Annotated in this window: 13 protein-coding genes; 8 read left to right on the top strand and 5 right to left on the bottom strand. The window is 34.0% G+C overall.

Annotated features, from left to right (window positions below; translation table 11 throughout):
• From SOM12_RS10470 to SOM12_RS10455, 4 genes are all read left to right on the top strand, one after another.
• The gene (locus tag SOM12_RS10470; RefSeq protein WP_320493388.1) at positions 1-456 is read left to right on the top strand and encodes a DUF2947 family protein; all 456 of its coding nucleotides are present in this window, start codon (positions 1-3) and stop codon (positions 454-456) included.
• A 441-nt stretch (positions 457-897) separates the two neighbouring features.
• Positions 898-1,557 (top strand): IS1 family transposase, encoded by a 660-nt coding sequence (locus SOM12_RS10465; protein WP_320493387.1) that lies wholly within the window; start codon positions 898-900, stop codon positions 1,555-1,557.
• Positions 1,558-1,670: 113 nt separating this feature from the next.
• A complete protein-coding gene (locus SOM12_RS10460; protein WP_320493493.1) occupies positions 1,671-1,832 on the top strand; it encodes an Lrp/AsnC ligand binding domain-containing protein in 162 nt (53 codons plus the stop codon).
• 98 nt (positions 1,833-1,930) lie between these two features.
• Positions 1,931-3,277, top strand: a complete 1,347-nt coding sequence (locus tag SOM12_RS10455; RefSeq protein ID WP_095928204.1) for a deoxyguanosinetriphosphate triphosphohydrolase — start codon at positions 1,931-1,933, stop codon at positions 3,275-3,277.
• A 60-nt stretch (positions 3,278-3,337) separates the two neighbouring features.
• Here SOM12_RS10455 and SOM12_RS10450 read toward each other — a convergent pair whose 3' ends face one another.
• The 4 genes from SOM12_RS10450 to SOM12_RS10435 are packed head-to-tail and all read right to left on the bottom strand — an operon-like array spanning position 3,338 to position 7,660.
• A complete protein-coding gene (locus SOM12_RS10450) occupies positions 3,338-4,339 on the bottom strand; it encodes a DUF3078 domain-containing protein (protein ID WP_095928045.1) in 1,002 nt (333 codons plus the stop codon).
• A gap of 34 nt (positions 4,340-4,373) precedes the next feature.
• Positions 4,374-6,161 (bottom strand): 1-deoxy-D-xylulose-5-phosphate synthase, encoded by a 1,788-nt coding sequence (locus SOM12_RS10445; protein ID WP_320493386.1) that lies wholly within the window; start codon positions 6,159-6,161, stop codon positions 4,374-4,376.
• Between the two features lie 51 nt (positions 6,162-6,212).
• Positions 6,213-6,854, bottom strand: coding sequence for a hypothetical protein (locus tag SOM12_RS10440; protein ID WP_320493385.1), 642 nt, complete (start codon positions 6,852-6,854; stop codon positions 6,213-6,215).
• Positions 6,854-7,660, bottom strand: a complete 807-nt coding sequence (locus SOM12_RS10435; RefSeq protein ID WP_320493384.1) for a hypothetical protein — start codon at positions 7,658-7,660, stop codon at positions 6,854-6,856. Before SOM12_RS10435 ends, SOM12_RS10440 begins: the two co-directional genes overlap by 1 nt.
• Positions 7,661-7,720: 60 nt before the next feature.
• Here SOM12_RS10435 and SOM12_RS10430 point away from each other — a divergent pair, with 60 nt between their 5' ends.
• From SOM12_RS10430 to pbpC, 4 genes are all read left to right on the top strand, one after another.
• Positions 7,721-8,164 carry a nucleoside deaminase gene (locus tag SOM12_RS10430; protein WP_320493383.1) on the top strand — a complete coding sequence of 148 codons (444 nt, stop codon included), beginning with the start codon at positions 7,721-7,723 and terminating at the stop codon, positions 8,162-8,164.
• Positions 8,165-8,176: 12 nt separating this feature from the next.
• A complete protein-coding gene (locus SOM12_RS10425; protein ID WP_320493382.1) occupies positions 8,177-8,809 on the top strand; it encodes a hypothetical protein in 633 nt (210 codons plus the stop codon).
• Between the two features lie 175 nt (positions 8,810-8,984).
• Positions 8,985-14,672 carry an alpha-2-macroglobulin family protein gene (locus SOM12_RS10420; RefSeq protein ID WP_320493381.1) on the top strand — a complete coding sequence of 1,896 codons (5,688 nt, stop codon included), beginning with the start codon at positions 8,985-8,987 and terminating at the stop codon, positions 14,670-14,672.
• Between the two features lie 214 nt (positions 14,673-14,886).
• Complete coding sequence (gene pbpC / locus SOM12_RS10415) at positions 14,887-17,262, top strand: penicillin-binding protein 1C (protein ID WP_320493380.1); 2,376 nt, start codon at positions 14,887-14,889, stop codon at positions 17,260-17,262.
• 8 nt (positions 17,263-17,270) lie between these two features.
• On the opposite strand, the gene SOM12_RS10410 is transcribed toward pbpC, so the two are convergent.
• The gene (locus tag SOM12_RS10410) at positions 17,271-18,074 is read right to left on the bottom strand and encodes a hypothetical protein (RefSeq protein WP_253251751.1); all 804 of its coding nucleotides are present in this window, start codon (positions 18,072-18,074) and stop codon (positions 17,271-17,273) included.
• Between the last annotated feature and the right edge of the window lie 53 nt (positions 18,075-18,127).

Raw genomic sequence — 18,127 nt, 5'->3', positions numbered from 1 at the left:
ATGAAAGAAATAAAAAAGACTATTTATAATTTTGCTTTTGAAGATATTAATTCAGAGGAGATATATTTATTATCCAAAGATGAAGCAGTAAAAATATGGGAAGCAAATATCGATAAAAACGATTTGCATTTTTTTAAGCTTAAAGATGAAAATTGGTTGATTAGCCATGAGAGTATAATTATAGACCAGAATTATATTATAGATTTTAATGACGAATATGATGTTAGAATTATTAGTTTGTTAGAAAATTTGCTATGGAAAGATATAGATAGAATATTTTTTTGTTTGAACTCAGATTTAATAATTTGTACTACTTGGAAAATATTTAAACAGAATTGGATTAATTTTTTATATGTTTATGACGATTGTCCAATAATTTTGAAAGTGGGTGAAAACAATTTTAAAGAAGCATTGATATTTAATACAACGGGTTCGATATGTTTAGTTAAAGGATAGCCAACAGCACAGCTCCCGCACGAAGCTGTTCAAGCTGGTTCAGCAGTTATAAGCAACCGTTTTGGGAAAGCAGCCGATAGCTACCTTTCAGGTTCAGGTTTTGGTGATGCTATTGTTAGAGAATACTTTAAGTTAGGGGCAGGGGTTACGGCTAATTCAATTCCTCAGGAAGTAAAATAGTGAGTTATGAAAAAAAGAATTAAAATTATATTAGTTTTAGCTCCCTTGATTATTATTTTTTCAGTTGCATATTTACGAAGTAATTGGTAATGTATCAGATTAGGGCATTTATAAGAAAATATGCTTTTAAGAGCATTAGAGTAAAGAATGAATATTAATTTTTATATAAAATGAGGCAACCTTAGGGTTGCCTTTCTTATTTTTTAAGCATTTTGCTACTGAAAAACAAGGTAAAACTGATTAAGTGTATCAAATTAGGGCATGGATGTAGAGTGTAGATTTTGCGGAGGAAAATGTAATAAAAATGGTTGTCAGGCTAACGGAATTCAGCGTTATAAATGCAAGGTTTGCAAAAAGAAACAACAATTGAATTATAACTATAATGCCTGTCAGAAGGATGTTGATCAGCAGATTATTTTATTTACAAAAGAAGGTTTGGGAATAAGAAGTACTGCTAGGGTTCTGAAAATTTCTACAACAACTTTGATCAAACGTATCCTGCTAATTTCAGAAAATTGTACAAGACCTATCTTGAGTTTAGGTAAGATTTATGAAGTAGACGAAATGAGAAGTTATATAAAAAGTAAAGATAAACTAATATGGATTGTCTACGCACTAGAAAGAGAGTCGGGAAGAGTAGTTAGTTTTAATGTAGGCAGTAGAACCAATAAAACATTAAATGTAGTTTTAACTACTTTGAAGTTATCACAACCAAAAGCGATTTATACAGATAAACTGAAGCATTATAAATATCTTATCTCTTCAGGAATTCATAAAACAAAACAATTTGGTACAAATCGTATAGAAAGAAAGAATCTTTCAATGCGAACACATTTAAAAAGACTGAATAGAAAAACAATTTGTTTTAGTAAAAGCAAGAAAGTACTGACTGCTATTCTACAAATCTATTTCTGGCTATAAAATACCAACAAAATGAAGCCGAACCGAATCAGAACTAATATTCGGCCTTATTTGTTGACATAAAAAACAAAAACTATTTAAAGGTATTAAGTCAAATTATAGAATGTTAGAATATTGCTGGCGATTACGATTTTATGCTCAAGATCTTAGTGCAAGAGATGGCTAGTTATCAGGATTTTGTAATGAATAAGCTGTCAATGATTGAAAACATTGGAAATACGAACAGTATTTTTGTAATGGGAGAAATCAAACACAGCACCGCTTTAGAATTTTAAAGCAGAAGAAAATCCTAAAATAAAACGTATTTTTGAAATCTAAAATCAGCAATTTAGATCAAAAATCTAAAATCGTTAATCTACAATCAAAAATTAAAATGAACTGGGAACAACTTTTATCATTAAAACGTCAGGGGGATACAAGCAAAAGATTACGTGTAGAACAAGATGATACTCGTCTAGGATTTGAAGTCGATTACGACCGAATTATATTCTCCGCCGCTTTTAGAAGTTTGCAAGATAAGACACAAGTTATTCCGCTTTCTAAAACCGATTTCGTGCACACGCGTTTAACGCATAGTTTGGAAGTTTCTGTTGTAGGGCGTTCGCTTGGGCGTTTGGTTGGAAAGAAAATCATTGAAAAATACCCTTATTTAAAAGAAGTTCATGGTTATCATATGAACGATTTTGGCGCAATTGTGGCTGCGGCTTCTTTAGCGCACGATATCGGAAACCCACCTTTTGGGCATTCTGGCGAAAAAGCAATTGGCGAATATTTTGCTATCGGAAATGGGCAGAAATATAGAAATCAGCTAACAGATAAGCAATGGCAGGATTTAATTGATTTTGAAGGAAATGCAAACGGATTTTCAGTTCTAACCGCAAGCCGCCCTGGAATTGAAGGCGGACTTCGTATTTCGTATGCTACTTTGGGGGCTTTTATGAAATATCCGAAAGAGAGTCTTCCGAAAAAGCCGACCAATAATATCGCTGATAAGAAATACGGTTTCTTTCAAACAGATAAATTATTCTTTGAAGAAGTTGCCAAAGATATGGGAATGATTGCCAATAAATCTGGAGACGATATTGGTTTTGAAAGACATCCTTTAGCGTATTTGGTTGAAGCGGCAGATGATATTTGCTATACGATTATTGATTTTGAAGACGGAATTAATTTAGGTTTGGTTTCTGAAGATTTTGCTTTAGAATATCTGATTAATCTCGTAAAAGATAATATTGGGGTTTCTAAATACAAATCGTTAACTACAAAAGAAGATCGTATCAGTTATTTGAGAGCTTTGGCAATTGGAACTTTGATTAATGATGCTGTAAATGTTTTTGTTGAAAATGAAGAAGCAATTCTGGCGGGAAATTTTCCGTATGCTTTAACAGATAAAAGCAAATACAAAGCACAGATGAATGATATTATCAAACTGAGTGTTGAAAAAATATACCAAAGCAGAGAAGTAATTGAAAAAGAAATTGTAGGTTACCAAATTATTCAAACGCTGTTGGATAAATTTATTACAGCATTTAATAATAAATATGATGGAACTGCTTCAAACTACGATAAGTTGATTTTGAAAATGCTTCCAGAAAAACATCATTTAGAGAAAACCAATTTATATGAGCGCCTATTGCATATCTGTCATTATGTTTCGCTCTTAACAGACGGAAATGCGCTTGAACTCTATGAAATGATTCAAGGACAAAAAAAGCGTTAAATAAAAAAGCTTCTTTCAGAAATATTCTAAAAGAAGCTTTTTTTATTTTTATTGATTTCTTTATTTGAAAGCATACACGAGACCAACACCAAGAACTTGTTTTAACTGCATTCTTGGACCTTCAGTAACTTGACTTTTTGTTCCTGTGGCTGGATCAATAACGTCTTTTTTGTTTTTAATGTCATCATCGTAAATTAAATGAACGCCAATATTTGCTTTGACATAAGCATTTACAACCAAATCTAGACGTGTGTCATAATCAATGTCGACATTTCCGAATCGATTTAAATAGTCAGTATATAAGGAAAGTCTGTTTTCGTAAAAAACATTTTTATAGATTTCGTTTTTCATGTAGGCAGTAAAAAGGATACCAAATTCGGCTTTTACCTTTTGACCTTCTTCAATCAAAATTTGCTGGGTTGGATCTAAAGGATCTGGCGCATAAACGGCTTTTTTAACACCAAAAGAACCTTGGTTTGCCAAATTTTGATCTAATACCAATGTAGTCTTTAAAGTAATTGGTGAGAAATAAAATGTTCTGTTTTTCTCTTTATTTGAATTTTCTGCTCCGGCTCCTAAAAAGACATATGCTGGTGCAAAAGGTCTAGAAATAGGAACGTCTCGATTAGGATAATTGTAACCGTTGGTAAACTGCGTATTGAAGTTAAACTTTGCTGAGTAGTACCAATTTGAAGCGGTATCTTTTCTAAAACCGTAAGTAGAGTTCAATTGAATCGCATCATCCGTTTTTCTCGTTTCAATATCTTCTTGTTTGTTTAGACCATATTTCATAATAAGTTCGTTGAACCATTTATGATTTCCTTTCAAATAAGTTCTAGAGAATTCTCCTTTAAATAATCCAGAGATAGAACTTGTTCCCCCCGCGCTCCAGTTTACAAAAGCTATTTGTGAAAGGTCAAAACCAAGTTGGTTTTTTTCTGTCCAGTTTGAAGGCGGTTTAGGTGCTTGATTGGGGCTTAGAGTTGTTTGTATAATCTGGGCAAAGTTATTAGAAGTACACAAAAGCAATAATAGCAAAAGGGTAGAACGCAATAATTTCATTATAGGTAATTTTTGTTTTGGTATCGCAAAATAATTATTTTGAACCGTTAGAAAAAAGATTTATTAAATTTTTAACGTCAATTTTACACAATTGTTGTAATTGATTTACTGTTCCATGCTCAATAAATTGGTCTGGAACCCCCAAAATTTCAATCGAATTTTTAAAATTATTTGATGCTGCAAATTCTAAAACAGCACTTCCAAAACCACCATTTTTAACTCCATCTTCGATTGTAATAATGTTTTTAAAAGTTTTAAATATAGTGGTTAATGTATTGGTATCTAGTGGTTTAATAAAGCTAAAGTTGTAATGGGCAATCTCATCAGAATGGGGAGATTCTTTGAGGGCATCTATAACATTATTTCCAATTGTTCCGGTCGACAGTACCGCAACTTTTGTACCATCTTTTAAACATTTTGCTTCACCTAAATTAATTTTTTTATAATGTCCGAAATTTTCTACTTCCCAATTTGGAAGTACGCCTCGACCTCTTGGATATCGAATTGCAATTGGATGATCTAATCCAAGTTGCGCAGTATACAAAATGTTTTGAAGTTCAATTTCGTTTAAAGGCGCATAGATAATCATATTCGGAATCGAACGCAAGTAGGCAATATCAAAAACACCATGATGTGTTGCTCCGTCTTCGCCAACTAAACCTGCTCTGTCCAAACAAAAAATAATAGGAAGGTTTTGTAGCGCCACATCATGAATCACTTGATCGTACGCACGCTGTAAAAAAGTCGAATAAATATTGCAGTAAACAATCATTCCTTGCGTTGCCATACCAGCCGCTAATGTAACGGCATGCTGTTCGGCAATTCCAACGTCAAAGGCGCGATCTGGCAATTCGTCCATCATAAATTTTAATGAGCTTCCAGATGGCATTGCAGGCGTAATTCCGATTATTTTTTCATTCTTTTTAGCTAAATCTAAAATGGTCAAGCCAAAAACATCTTGATATTTTGGAGGAAGATTTTCTTCCGATTTTAAATGAATTTCGCCAGTCGAAGCATCAAACTTTCCAGGCGCGTGATATTTTACCTGATTTTCTTCAGCCTGAAGCAAGCCTTTTCCTTTTGTAGTTACGATATGAAGGAATTTTGGGCCTTTAATCTTTTTTAAACGTTTTAATTCTTTAATTAATTTCGGAAGATCGTGACCGTCTATTGGTCCCGAATAATCAAAATTTAAAGACTTTATGATATTATTTTGTATTGGATTTTTTCCGTTTTTGACAGAAGTCAGATATTGTTTTAAAGCGCCAACACTGGGGTCAATTCCGATTGCATTGTCATTTAGAATAACCAAAATATTAGCATCGGTAACTCCAGCATGATTAAGTCCTTCAAACGCCATTCCGCTTGCAATAGAAGCATCGCCAATTACAGCAATATGTTCTTTGTCAAAATCACCTTTTAGCTTAGAAGCAATCGCCATTCCTAAAGCTGCAGAAATTGAAGTGGAAGAATGCCCAACGCCAAAAGTATCGTAAACACTTTCGCTTCTTTTAGGGAAACCAGAAATACCTTCGATTTGCCTATTGGTATGAAAGTTTTCTCTTCTTTCGGTCAATATTTTGTGCCCATAAGCTTGATGTCCAACATCCCAAACCAATAAATCATCGGGGGTGTTAAAAACATAATGCAAAGCAATTGTAAGCTCTACAACGCCCAAGCTTGCCCCCAAATGCCCTTCTTTTACAGAAACGATATCAATAATAAATTGACGAAGTTCTTGAGCAACCTGAGTAAGCTGTTCTTCTTTTAAAAGACGTAAATCGGTCGGATTGTATATGTTTGAAAGTAAATCGCTTTTCATTGTATGGTAAAAAGCAAATTTACGGTTTTAAATTTAATTTCTCTGTGCGTATTATTTTAGAAGAATAGGCACAGAATATTGCATTCTGACTTTTTTTCCGTTTGATTCGCCTGGTTGCCATTTAGGACATAAGTTTAAAACCCTTATAATTTCTTTTTCTAGAGGCTCTTCAACAGGCGGCGAACATTCAAGAAATGAAACACTTCCATTTTTTTCTATCGCAAAGGCAAGTGTGAAATTGAGTTTCCAGTAATTCACATTTTCTGGTTTTTTATATTCTTTCATGAAGAAAGTATGAAATTGATCAATACCACCAGGAAATTCGGCATTGGTATTCGAAAGAGGTTTTAGAGTTGAAGAAGAAGCATCATCTTTTTTTACTTTATCAGATTTTGAAGATTTGTTATCATCAACTTCTCTAGAGGCTATTGTTGTTGTTTTTTTTATTTTAAGCTGCTCAATTTTTGATAAATCTGATGGCACTTGATCTGTTTTTTTTGTACTAATTGCAGTTGCATCTAAAGCTTCTGGTTTTGCTGTCAAAGTATCTTTGGCAACCTCAATACTTTTAACTTCCTGCTGTTTATTTTCTTTGTTTTGACAACCGAAAAAAACTACAGCCATAACTACATACAACGTTGGCAAAAACGATTTGCGATTTATATAAGTAGTTATTTCATGTTTTATTTTCATTATTTAAGTGTAATTGGCAAAATGAAAGTTGATCGAACAAATTGATTGTTTACTTTTCCAGGAATCCATTTTGGACCAGATTCTAAAACTTTAATAACTTCTGCTTCATTTGCTGATGATGTATTTTTTGTTACATTGAAATTACTTAAAGTGCCATCTTTTTCTACAACAAATAAGATTGACATTTTTAACTGTTTTGAAGCCTTATAATTTTTTGTAAAATAAGAATAGAATTTTTTCATTCCATCTTTTGGAGAGGGTACTATATCTAAATCATTTGAACTAAAAACGACATCATATTTCAAAGGTTTTTCAGTCATTACAAGTACTCCAGTTGTGAATCCTTTAGAAAGTTCTCCGACATATTTTGCTTTTTTAGGTTCAAATTGATGTCCATAACATGCCGGAACAGTTTCATTTTCATCTTGATTTTTCTCTGTGTTCACAATTTCGACCTTATGGATTCTGTTTTTGTTTCCATCTTTGTCCGAACAACTAAATAGAGTTGTTCCCATAGCAATAAATAAAGCGAGCAGAAATATTTTATGGTATTGTGTTTGCGTATGTAAAATTCGACTTGGAATTTGAATTGTTATGGTTTCTAGTTGCGAGTTTTTAAATCTCCCACAAACCCCTTCATTTTTATTTTGAGTAAAATAGTGCTGAATTTCTTCTGGAGACATCAAGGTAAAATCAACAACAGTTTTTGAACAGCTCATGCAGAAACGGCCATTTTCATTTGGCGTCATTTTGTTCCATTCTTCAGAGCATGGTTCAGGAATGCTGATTTTGTAATTTCTTTCCATATTCAGATATCAAAGATTAAATGTAATAAAAATAAGTTCTAAAATCCTATTTTTGCAATTATGATAAATCCTTTTACAGACGAATATTTTATGAAAAAAGCTTTGCAGGAAGCAGAAAAAGCCTTTGAAAGAGGCGAAATTCCTGTTGGCGCTATAATTGTCGTTGCAGATAAAGTAATTGCAAGCAGTCATAACTTAACCGAATTATTAAATGATGTTACAGCTCATGCTGAAATGCAATCTATCACAGCAGCAGCAAACTTTCTAGGCGGAAAATACTTAAAAGACTGTACCCTTTATGTCACTCTTGAACCTTGCCAAATGTGTGCGGGCGCTTTGTACTGGAGCCAGATTTCTAAAATTGTTTTTGGCGCAAGAGACGAACAACGTGGGTTTATCAATATGGGAACAAAGCTGCATCCTAAAACGACTGTCGTTTCTGGGGTGATGGCTAATGAAGCTGCAGATTTGATGAAACGATTCTTTCTTGAAAGACGTAAATAATTCCAATATACCATGACAGATTTTTCAAAAATAAAAAAGCTTTTTGGCATTACAGAACCCAATGGTTTTACCGAAAATGAAATTCAACTTATAAGAGATATTTTTGGAGATCTTCCAGCAGTTTTTGTTGATTACTATAATGAATTGGGGAAAATTCAAAATTTAAATCAGACCCAAGATTTATTGATTGTTCCAGAACGTTTTCAATATTTTAAGCACAATGATTATTTGATTTTTTACTATGAAAATCAACGGGCTTGTGTTTGGGGAATTCATAAAGACGATTTGTCAAAAACGAATCCGCCAGTTTACATGAGTTATGATGAAAAAGAATGGAATTTGGAAACAGAGAACTTGACAGACTTTTTTACTGCAATGGCTTATCTTCAGGCTGGTTTTGCGTTAGGGTTTACTTCTGATTGTTTTTACGAAATAGACGATGAAGGTTTTCGCTTTATTGCTACGAATTATAAAAATAAAATTGTTTCTTTTACGCAATGGGCAGATGGAATAAATTTCTATGGAAATCATGATGATGATGTAATTATAGTAATGAGTAACAATCAAATTTTTTATTCATCGGGTACAGAAGAACACTTTTTAGAAATGGATAAAGTTATATCAAAATTAGGTTCTGAGCTTTGAGAGCAATGATAAAACTTCAACAAAAGTTAAATAATCATATTAGAGAATTTTCTTCTTAAAGGATTCGGAAAATATTTTACTTTTATAATAATTTAATTACGTTTTTGCTGTTAAGGCTTTTGACGGTAAATTGTATTAAATTCTTAGTTTATTAACCAATTAACTCTAATTAAAGGTGAAAGTAAAAGGACTAATTCTCGTATCTTTTGTGTTTTTTATTTTTCAATCTTGCGGGCGTAAATCAGCAGCAGATTTCAATTCAGATTTTTCACTATTTAAAGATTACATTACCAGTTTTACGGGCGGAATTGTTTCTTCGGATTCTGACATTCGTGTGGTTTTGGCTTTCGATAAAAACGACTGGAAGCCAAATCAGGAATTAGATGACGATTTGTTTGACATTTCGCCAAGTGTTCACGGAAAAGTCATAGCGCTTTCAACAAACACGGTAGCTTTTATTCCGGAGAAAAAACTAAAAATGGGAACAGAATATCAGGTTACTTTAAACTTAGATAAACTGACTGCCATTCCGAAAGAGAAAGAAAAGGAGCTGTCAAAATTCAACTTTACAGTTAAAACGGTTAAGCAAGATTTTACCATCAATACGGGTGATATTCAATCGTACAGCAAAGAATACCAATATTTAAACTGTGTTTTAAAAACAGCCGACAATATTGATTTGGAAACCGCTCAAAAGCTTGTTGAAGCGAAGCAGAAAGGTAATAATCTTAAAATTAAATTTGAGAAAGTAGCTGGCCCTGCTAAAGAATTTCGTTTTATAATTGACAGTATTCAGCGTCAATCGGAAGCTTCTAATTTAGAAATTATCTATGACGGAAATGATTTTGACATTGATCAAAAAGGACAAATCGATTTCCCGATTACGAGCATCAACGAATTTAAAGTTATAAAAGTTGAAGTTCCAGACGGAAACAATCAGCAGGTTTTAATTAATTTTTCTGAGCCTTTAGAAAAAGGTCAAGATTTTGCGGGATTGGTTTCGATTCAAAACACCAATAATCTGAAATTTTCTACCCAAGGAAATTTACTTAAAGTATATTTTACAAACCAAAATGCTTCTAAAAAACAAGAGCCTGTAGCAGTAGCTGTGCAAGAACCAGTTGCAGTTGCAGTAGATTCGGCTGCGGTAATGGTTGACTCAGCTGCTGTTGCTGTAGATTCAGCCGTGGCAGTTGTAGAAGAAGCCTTTGAATATGTACCAGACGAAGAACCAGAACAAGTTGTTACGGGCGAACTATTATTGGAAGTTTTTCAGGGAATCGAGAGCCAATATGGTAAAAAACTGGAAAACAATTACAGCGAGAAAATTTCTTTTGACCAGATAAAACCAAACATTCGTTTTATTAAAAATGGAACAATTTTGCCAAGTTCCAACAATTTAAAACTGAATTTTGAAGCTGTAAATCTAAGTGCTGTAGATGTAAAAGTATACAAGATTTATAAAAATAATATTCTGCAATTTCTTCAATACAATGAATTAAATGGCGGGCAAAATCTTAAAAAAGTCGCACAGCCAATTGCTAAAACCACTTTAAATTTAAAAGAAAGTACGCTCGTAAATCTGGCGAAATGGAATACGTATGCCTTAGATTTATCTAAGATCATTAAACCAGAACCAGGAGCAATTTACAGAGTTGAATTTGTTTATAAAAAGAAATATTCGCTTTATAAATGTGAAACATCAGACAATAGCGATGATGAAGCCGAGGAAGAAGAAGTTGATGAAAACGACGTAAACTACAGCGGAAACTCTTATGACGATTACTATTATTATGATGATTATGACTGGAGAGAAAGTCAAGATCCGTGTACAGGTTCTTACTATTACAACGCTAGAATTGCAACCAATATTTTAGCATCAGATTTAGGAGTTATTGCCAAAAGAGGAGAAAACAAATCATATTTATTTGCGGTAAATAATATCGTTACAACTGAACCTGTTTCAAATGCAAGGGTAGATTTATACAATTACCAACAGCAAAAAATAGCGACAGAAGCAACCAGCAGTGAAGGTATTGCATCTTTCCAATTGGATAAATTTGCCTATTTTGCCATTGTTACTTTAGGCGATCAGTCGACTTATGTGAAGTTAGACGATGGACTTTCGTTATCTGTAAGTAATTTTGATGTTGCAGGTGAAACTTTGCAAAAAGGACTGAAAGGATTTATTTATGGAGAAAGAGGCGTTTGGCGTCCGGGAGATAATTTGTATCTGTCATTTATTTTGAATGATGCCGCGAATAAACTTCCAAAATCACATCCAATTAAATTCAGATTAAACGACCCGAACGGTAAAACGGTTTATCAGACTGTTCAAAAAACGAATGATTTAAATCATTATGCCTTTATAGTGCCAACAAATCAAGATGCACCAACAGGAAACTGGGAAGCAATGGTAAGTGTTGGTGGAGCTAAATTCTATAAGAACATTAAGATTGAAACCATCAAACCAAATCGTTTAAAAATCAAGAATACATTTAGCAGAAAAACACTTTCGGCTTCGTATCCAAATACAGACAATCTTGAGGTAACATGGCTTCACGGTGCAATTGCTAAGAATTTGAATGTAGAAATGCAGGCTAAATTCTCTCAACAAAGCACGACTTTTAAAGGTTATGAAAAATATACTTTTGATGATTTAGCACGTCAATTCAGTACAGAAGAAATTAATATTTTCTCTGGCAAATTAAATGAAAGCGGAAAAGCATCAGTAAACATTCAGCCAAGATTACAAGGTCAGGCACCCGGAATGCTTCGTGCTTCATTCATTACAAAAGTGTACGAAGAAGGAGGAGATTTTAGTACAGATGTGATGTCAACGACCTATTCTCCATACAAAACCTATGTAGGTTTAAAAACGCCGGAACTGAATAAATACAGCATGCTTGAAACGAGAACAAACAATCGTTTTGATGTTGTAACAGTTGACGAAAACGGAAGACCAAAATCGGTTCGTAATCTCGAAGTACGAGTTTATAAAGTAGACTGGAGATGGTGGTGGGATTCTTCGAGTGATAATTTATCAAATTACAACTCGTCGAATGCAACAACTTCATACAAAACTTTTGTCATCAATACCGATTCAAGTGGAAAAGGAAGTTTCCAGTTTGCCTTGACAGATGAAGAATGGGGACGTTATTTAATTCGTGTCGCCGATCAGCAAGATGGTCATGCAACATCTTTAACCGTAAATATCGATTGGCCAATCTGGTCTGGAAAAACACGTAATAGAGATGCTTCAACAGCCAATATGTTAGTTTTCTCTACCGATAAAAAGAATTATGCTGTTGGAGAAAAAGCACAGATTTCTTTCCCTTCAAGTGAAGGTGGCCGTGCTTTAATTTCAATTGAAAACGGATCGAGAGTTGTACAGACTATTTGGGCTGAAACTAAAAATGGAGAAACAAAAGTAGAGGTTCCAATTACGGGAGCGATGGCGCCAAATGTATATTTCAATATCACCTTATTACAGCCTCATGCTTCGACTAAAAACGATTCTCCGATTCGCATGTACGGAATTGTGCCAATCGAAGTCGTAGATAAAAACACCATTTTGTCACCAATTCTTACTATGCCAGATGTATTAAGACCAGAACAGCCATTTACGGTTAAAGTGGGTGAAAAATCAGGTAAAGAAATGACTTATACAATCGCAGTTGTAGATGAAGGTCTTTTAGATTTAACTCGTTTTAAAACACCAAATGCGTGGGATAGTTTCTATGTGCGTGAAGCTTTAGGAGTAAAAACTTGGGACGTGTACGATGATGTAATTGGCGCTTATGGCGGAAAAATAAATCAGATTTTTAGTATTGGTGGTGACCAGGATTTAGGTGGTGGAAAAGCTAAAAAAGCCAACCGTTTTAAACCTGTAGTGTTATATTATGGACCATTTAAATTAGGAAAAGGAGAAACGAAATCGCATGATTTAAAGCTTCCAAAATATATTGGTTCTGTTCGAACAATGGTAGTAGCGGGTGATGCGAATACAAGCGCTTACGGAAGCGTCGAAAAAGCAACGCAAGTTAAGAGCCCTTTAATGGTGCTGGCTTCGTTGCCTAGAAAGATTTCTCCATCAGAGAAAGTAACACTTCCTGTAACTGTTTTTGCAACTGAAAATAAAATTAAAAATGTTTCAATTCAGGTAAAAACCAGCAACGGATTGAAAGTAATGGGAAGTCCGGTTCAGAAGCTAAGTTTTGCACAGCCAGATGAGAAAATGGCTTATTTTAACTTGGTTGTAGGCTCTGCAACAGGAATTGCAAAAGTTCAAGTAATAGCAACATTTGGAAGTGAGAGATCAACTTATGATGTTGAAATTGACATGACGAATCCAAATCCGGTTACGAGTACTTTTACAGATGTTGTTTTAACGCCAAATAGTACGAAGACAATTTCATGGAATACTTTCGGAATTGCAGGAAGCAACAAAGCCAGATTAGAAGTTTCGTCAATGCCATCAATGAATTTGAATGGAAGATTGCAATTCTTGATTCAATATCCACATGGATGTGTAGAACAGACGACTTCATCTGTTTTCCCACAATTGTATTTAGGCGATGTGGCCGATATAGATGCAAAACGCAAAGATCTGATTCAGAAAAATATTGCAGCCGGAATTGCCAGATTGGGTAATTTCCAATTATCAAATGGCGGAATGCCGTACTGGCAAGGAAATGCAATTGCAGATGATTGGGGAACTTCTTATGCTGGACATTTCTTAATTGAAGCAGAGAAAAAAGGATATGTACTGCCAATTAATTTCAAATCGAAATGGCTGTCGTATCAGCAGAAAGAAGCGAAACAATGGCGTTTTGAACCAAAATACGGAAATGATCTGGCTCAGGCATATCGTTTATATACTTTAGCTTTAGCAGGAAATGCTGATTTATCAGCAATGAACAGATTGAGAGAAACAAAAGGCATTTCGAATGAAAGTATGCTTCGCTTAGCCGCAGCTTATGTTTTAGCAGGTCAGAAATCGGCTGGGCAAAGTTTGTTCCTGAAAACCAGCATTGATGGAAGTTCAGATGGCTACAGCTATTACTATTATGGTTCAAGTGAAAGAAACCGAGCAATGGCTTTAGAAACGATGCTTCTTTTAGATCAGAAACAAAAAGCATTTGTTACTGCAACAAAATTAGCTAAAGAAATGTCAGCCAATCAATGGATGAGTACGCAGACAACGGCTTATTGTTTGTATGCAATGTCGAAATTTGCGGTGAGTAATGGTCCGAAAGGAATCAATATCCAATTTAGTAAAAACGGAAAAGGAGAGACAATCAATACAGGTAAATCGGTTGCTGATCGCAGTTTGTCTGTTGCTTCTGGAACAAATAGCGTTACGTTGAAAAACAATAAAGCCAATACAGTTTATGTTCGTGTATTGAACACCGGAATATTGCCTATCGGACAAGAAAATGCGGTTCAAAGTGATGTTACGGCTTCTATTGTTTTCAAAAACAGAAAAGGAAGCGTAATCAATGTTTCAAGAATTAATCAGGGAACTGAATTTGTGGCCGAGGTTACGATTAAAAACCAAAGAGGAGAAAGCGTTCAAAACGTAGCGTTATCTCAAATTCTGCCTTCAGGATTCGAAATTGTAAACACTCGTTTTACCGATTATGGAGATGCTGTAAACAACATTGCAGATTATATTGATATTCGAGATGACAGAACTAATTTCTATTTCGGAATGAAAGCTAGAGAAACTAAAGTATTTAGAATCCTGTTAAATGCATCGTATTTAGGGAATTATTACCTGCCAGGATTACAATGTGAAGCGATGTATGATAATACATTCTTAGCCAGAACAAAAGGATTCTGGGTTGAGGTTGTGAAATAATTTTTTTTAGCCACAGATTGCACAGATTATCACAGATTTCAAAATCTTTTTTAATCCTTTAATCTGTGACAAAAACTTTGCAAACTTAGGAAAAAAGTTTCTCGCAGATTTTGCAGATCAAGCAGATAAAATAAGATCTGCTGAATCTGCGAGCAAAAAAAAACTTTGTGAATTTGCGATAACTTAGCGCCTTTGCGGTTAAAAAAAACAAGCATTGAAAAATAAATTAAAAGCGTTCTTTCAGCGCATTCTAAACTGGATAAAAAGAAATAAAATAAAATCAGCAATTGCATTTCTGCTCTTGCTGATTTACTATTTTTCGATACCTCGAACGTTATTCAAAGAACCTTATTCAACCGTAATTGAAAGCAAAGAAGGAGAATTACTTGGAGCTAAAATTGCCCGTGACGGACAATGGCGTTTTCCAGCACAAGATAGCGTTCCAGATAAGTTTAAAAAATGCATTGTGTATTTTGAAGACGAGTATTTCTATAAACACCCCGGATTCAATCCTGGTGCGATGATTAATGCTTTTAAGCAAAACCGAAAAGCAGGAAAAGTGGTCAGAGGAGGAAGTACCTTAACACAACAGGTTATTCGATTATCCCGAAAAGGAAAAAACAGAACGTATTTTGAAAAAATAATAGAAATTATTCTCGCCACGAGATTAGAATTAGGGTATTCTAAAAATGAAATTCTAGAAATGTATGCTGCACATGCGCCTTTTGGTGGAAATGTTGTGGGATTGGAAATGGCTTCATGGCGCTATTTTGGAGTGCAGTCCAATCAGTTATCATGGGCAGAAAATGCAGTTTTGGCTGTTTTACCCAATGCGCCAAGTTTAATTTATCCGGGGAAAAACCAGATAAAATTATTGAACAAAAGAAACCGACTTTTACTAAAACTACATGAGGAAGGTATTATCGATAAGCAGACGTACGAACTTTCAGTAGAAGAACCATTGCCTCAAAAACCGTATGATTTGCCTCAAATCGCTCCGCATTTATTACAGAGAGTTGCAAAAAATGAAGAAGGAACAAGAGTAAAAACTACTATTGATTATGCCTTGCAAAATCGTGTCAATCAAATTGCAAGATATTATTACAACCAGTATAAACAGAATGAGGTTCATAATCTGGCGATTTTGGTTATTGATGTTCAGAGTAGAAATGTAATGAGTTATGTTGGAAATTCTCCGGCAGATGCAGATCATCAAAAAGACGTAGATATTGTTGATTCGCCAAGAAGTACAGGAAGTATTCTAAAACCACTTTTGTATGGAGCAATGTTGGATGATGGCGAATTACTGCCCAATACTTTAGTAGCTGATATACCAACACAGATTTCTGGATATACGCCTCAAAATTTCAATTTAACTTTTGATGGCGCTGTTCCTGCAAATCGTGCATTGTCACGTTCGTTGAATATTCCTGCGGTTTTAATGCTTCAGGAATTTACTGTAAACAAGTTTTACGAAGAACTTCAAAAATTTAAATTAAAAAACATAAATAAAACTCCCGATCATTATGGGCTATCGCTTATTTTGGGAGGTGCTGAAAGTAATTTATGGGATTTATGCCGCACGTATGCAAATCTTTCGTCTACGGTCAATTATTACACTAAAAATAAAAGTAAATATCGTAGTAACGAATTTACCGAACTCAATTATAAAAATGATTTTAAATCGGATTTTGGCTCAGAAACCGACCAGAAGAATATTTTGGGTGCTGGATCAATTTGGTTAACGTATAATGCGATGGAAGAAGTTAATAGGCCGGAAGGAGATGAAGCCTGGAAGTTTTATGACAGTTCGCTTAAAATTGCATGGAAAACGGGAACCAGTTTCGGAAATCGTGATGCGTGGGCTATTGGAACCAATTCAAGATATGTAGTTGGAATTTGGGTAGGAAATGCAACAGGAGAAGGAAGGCCAACTTTAACTGGAGTTACGAGCGCTGCACCAATTTTATTTGACGTTTTTAATTTATTGCCAAGACAACGATGGTTTGATACTCCGTATAATGATTTAGCAGAAGTTGAGGTTTGCCGTTTAAGCGGTTATCTGGCAAAAGAAAATTGCCCAAAAATTAAACAATGGGTCTCTAAAAAAGGTAAATCGACTAAGGTTTGTCCGTATCATAGAACCATTCATTTGGATAAAACAGAGCAATTTCAGGTTAATAGCAGCTGTGAGAGTATCGATAATATTGTGACTAGAAACTGGTTTGTACTGCCTCCTGTTATGGCTTGGTATTATAAAAGCCAGCATATTGAATATTTGCCGTTACCGCCATTTAAAGAAGGATGCGAAGGAACGCAAACTACTACAATGGACTTTATTTATCCGAAAGCGAATAGTAAAATATATTTAACAAAGGATTTTAACAGTAACATACAGCCCGTAATTTTGAAAGTAGCGTATTCTGAAAGAGATAAAGAATTATTTTGGTATGTTGATGATGTTTATAAAGCAACAACAAAAACTTTTCATGAACTGCCTATTACGCCAACAACAGGAATACATTACATAACAGTTGTAGATGCTTCTGGAAATGAAATTAGAAGAAAAATTGAAATTGTCAAGGAATAATGAATTTATTACATGATTTTGAATTTGCCATATACATTTTTATTGTTTGTAAATCGGAACGTAATTGAAGTGGTAAATCCCTCATAAGTTGGAATTTTTTCTTTGTTATATGAAAGTGAATAACCTAAGCCTAAATCTATCATGTTTAAAAAGGTTACACCTCCCATTGCATATGCATTTTTAGTAGAACTCCCAGCTTTTAAAAATAGAAAATATTCTGTATTAAATGATAAATGAAGATCTGGAAGACCATAATATTTGTCATTGTAGCTGTTTGTAATTCCGTACCCAGCACCTATGAAGAGTTTGTTGTCAGTATGGCAAACTAAACAAAATTCCATACCTGCAGTTAAAAGACTTTTGTTGGCAATTGAATAATTTAAATAAAGTATAGGCCAATCTGGAATCCTAAATTTTGGTGTAGCATTGTTTTCTCTGTAGTCAAATTCTCTCGTTTCAATTGTGTCGTCGTTTTCATTATACCATTTTGCTTTCCCAACTAAATAATCACCATTGTAATCTTTAGAATAGCCTTGAAATTGTATTTTATTGCTATTTAAATAGTAATCGTTAATTGTAAAAAGAGAGTCAGTATTCTTTATTTTATATCCTAAAGCATCTTTTGTTTTTATTTTTAAAGGCTTAATTCTGTAATAAAAAGCAACTTCTTTGGTAGATATTTTCCATTGTTTATCAAAAAAGAGAGTATCGTTTTGCGCAGCCACTTTCGAAGAAAGCAAAAAAAGGATTGTTATAAGAAGGTAAATGGCATATTTTTTTTTCTCAAAACTATAAGTCGTAACAATTTTCATTTATTATCTTTTAAAGATTATATAAACTTACTTTAAAATATAAATATTTTGTA

The sequence above is a fragment of the Flavobacterium sp. CFBP9031 genome, from assembly GCF_034044945.1.
GTDB lineage: Bacteria > Bacteroidota > Bacteroidia > Flavobacteriales > Flavobacteriaceae > Flavobacterium.
This window is presented reverse-complemented; position numbering and strand designations above follow the sequence as displayed.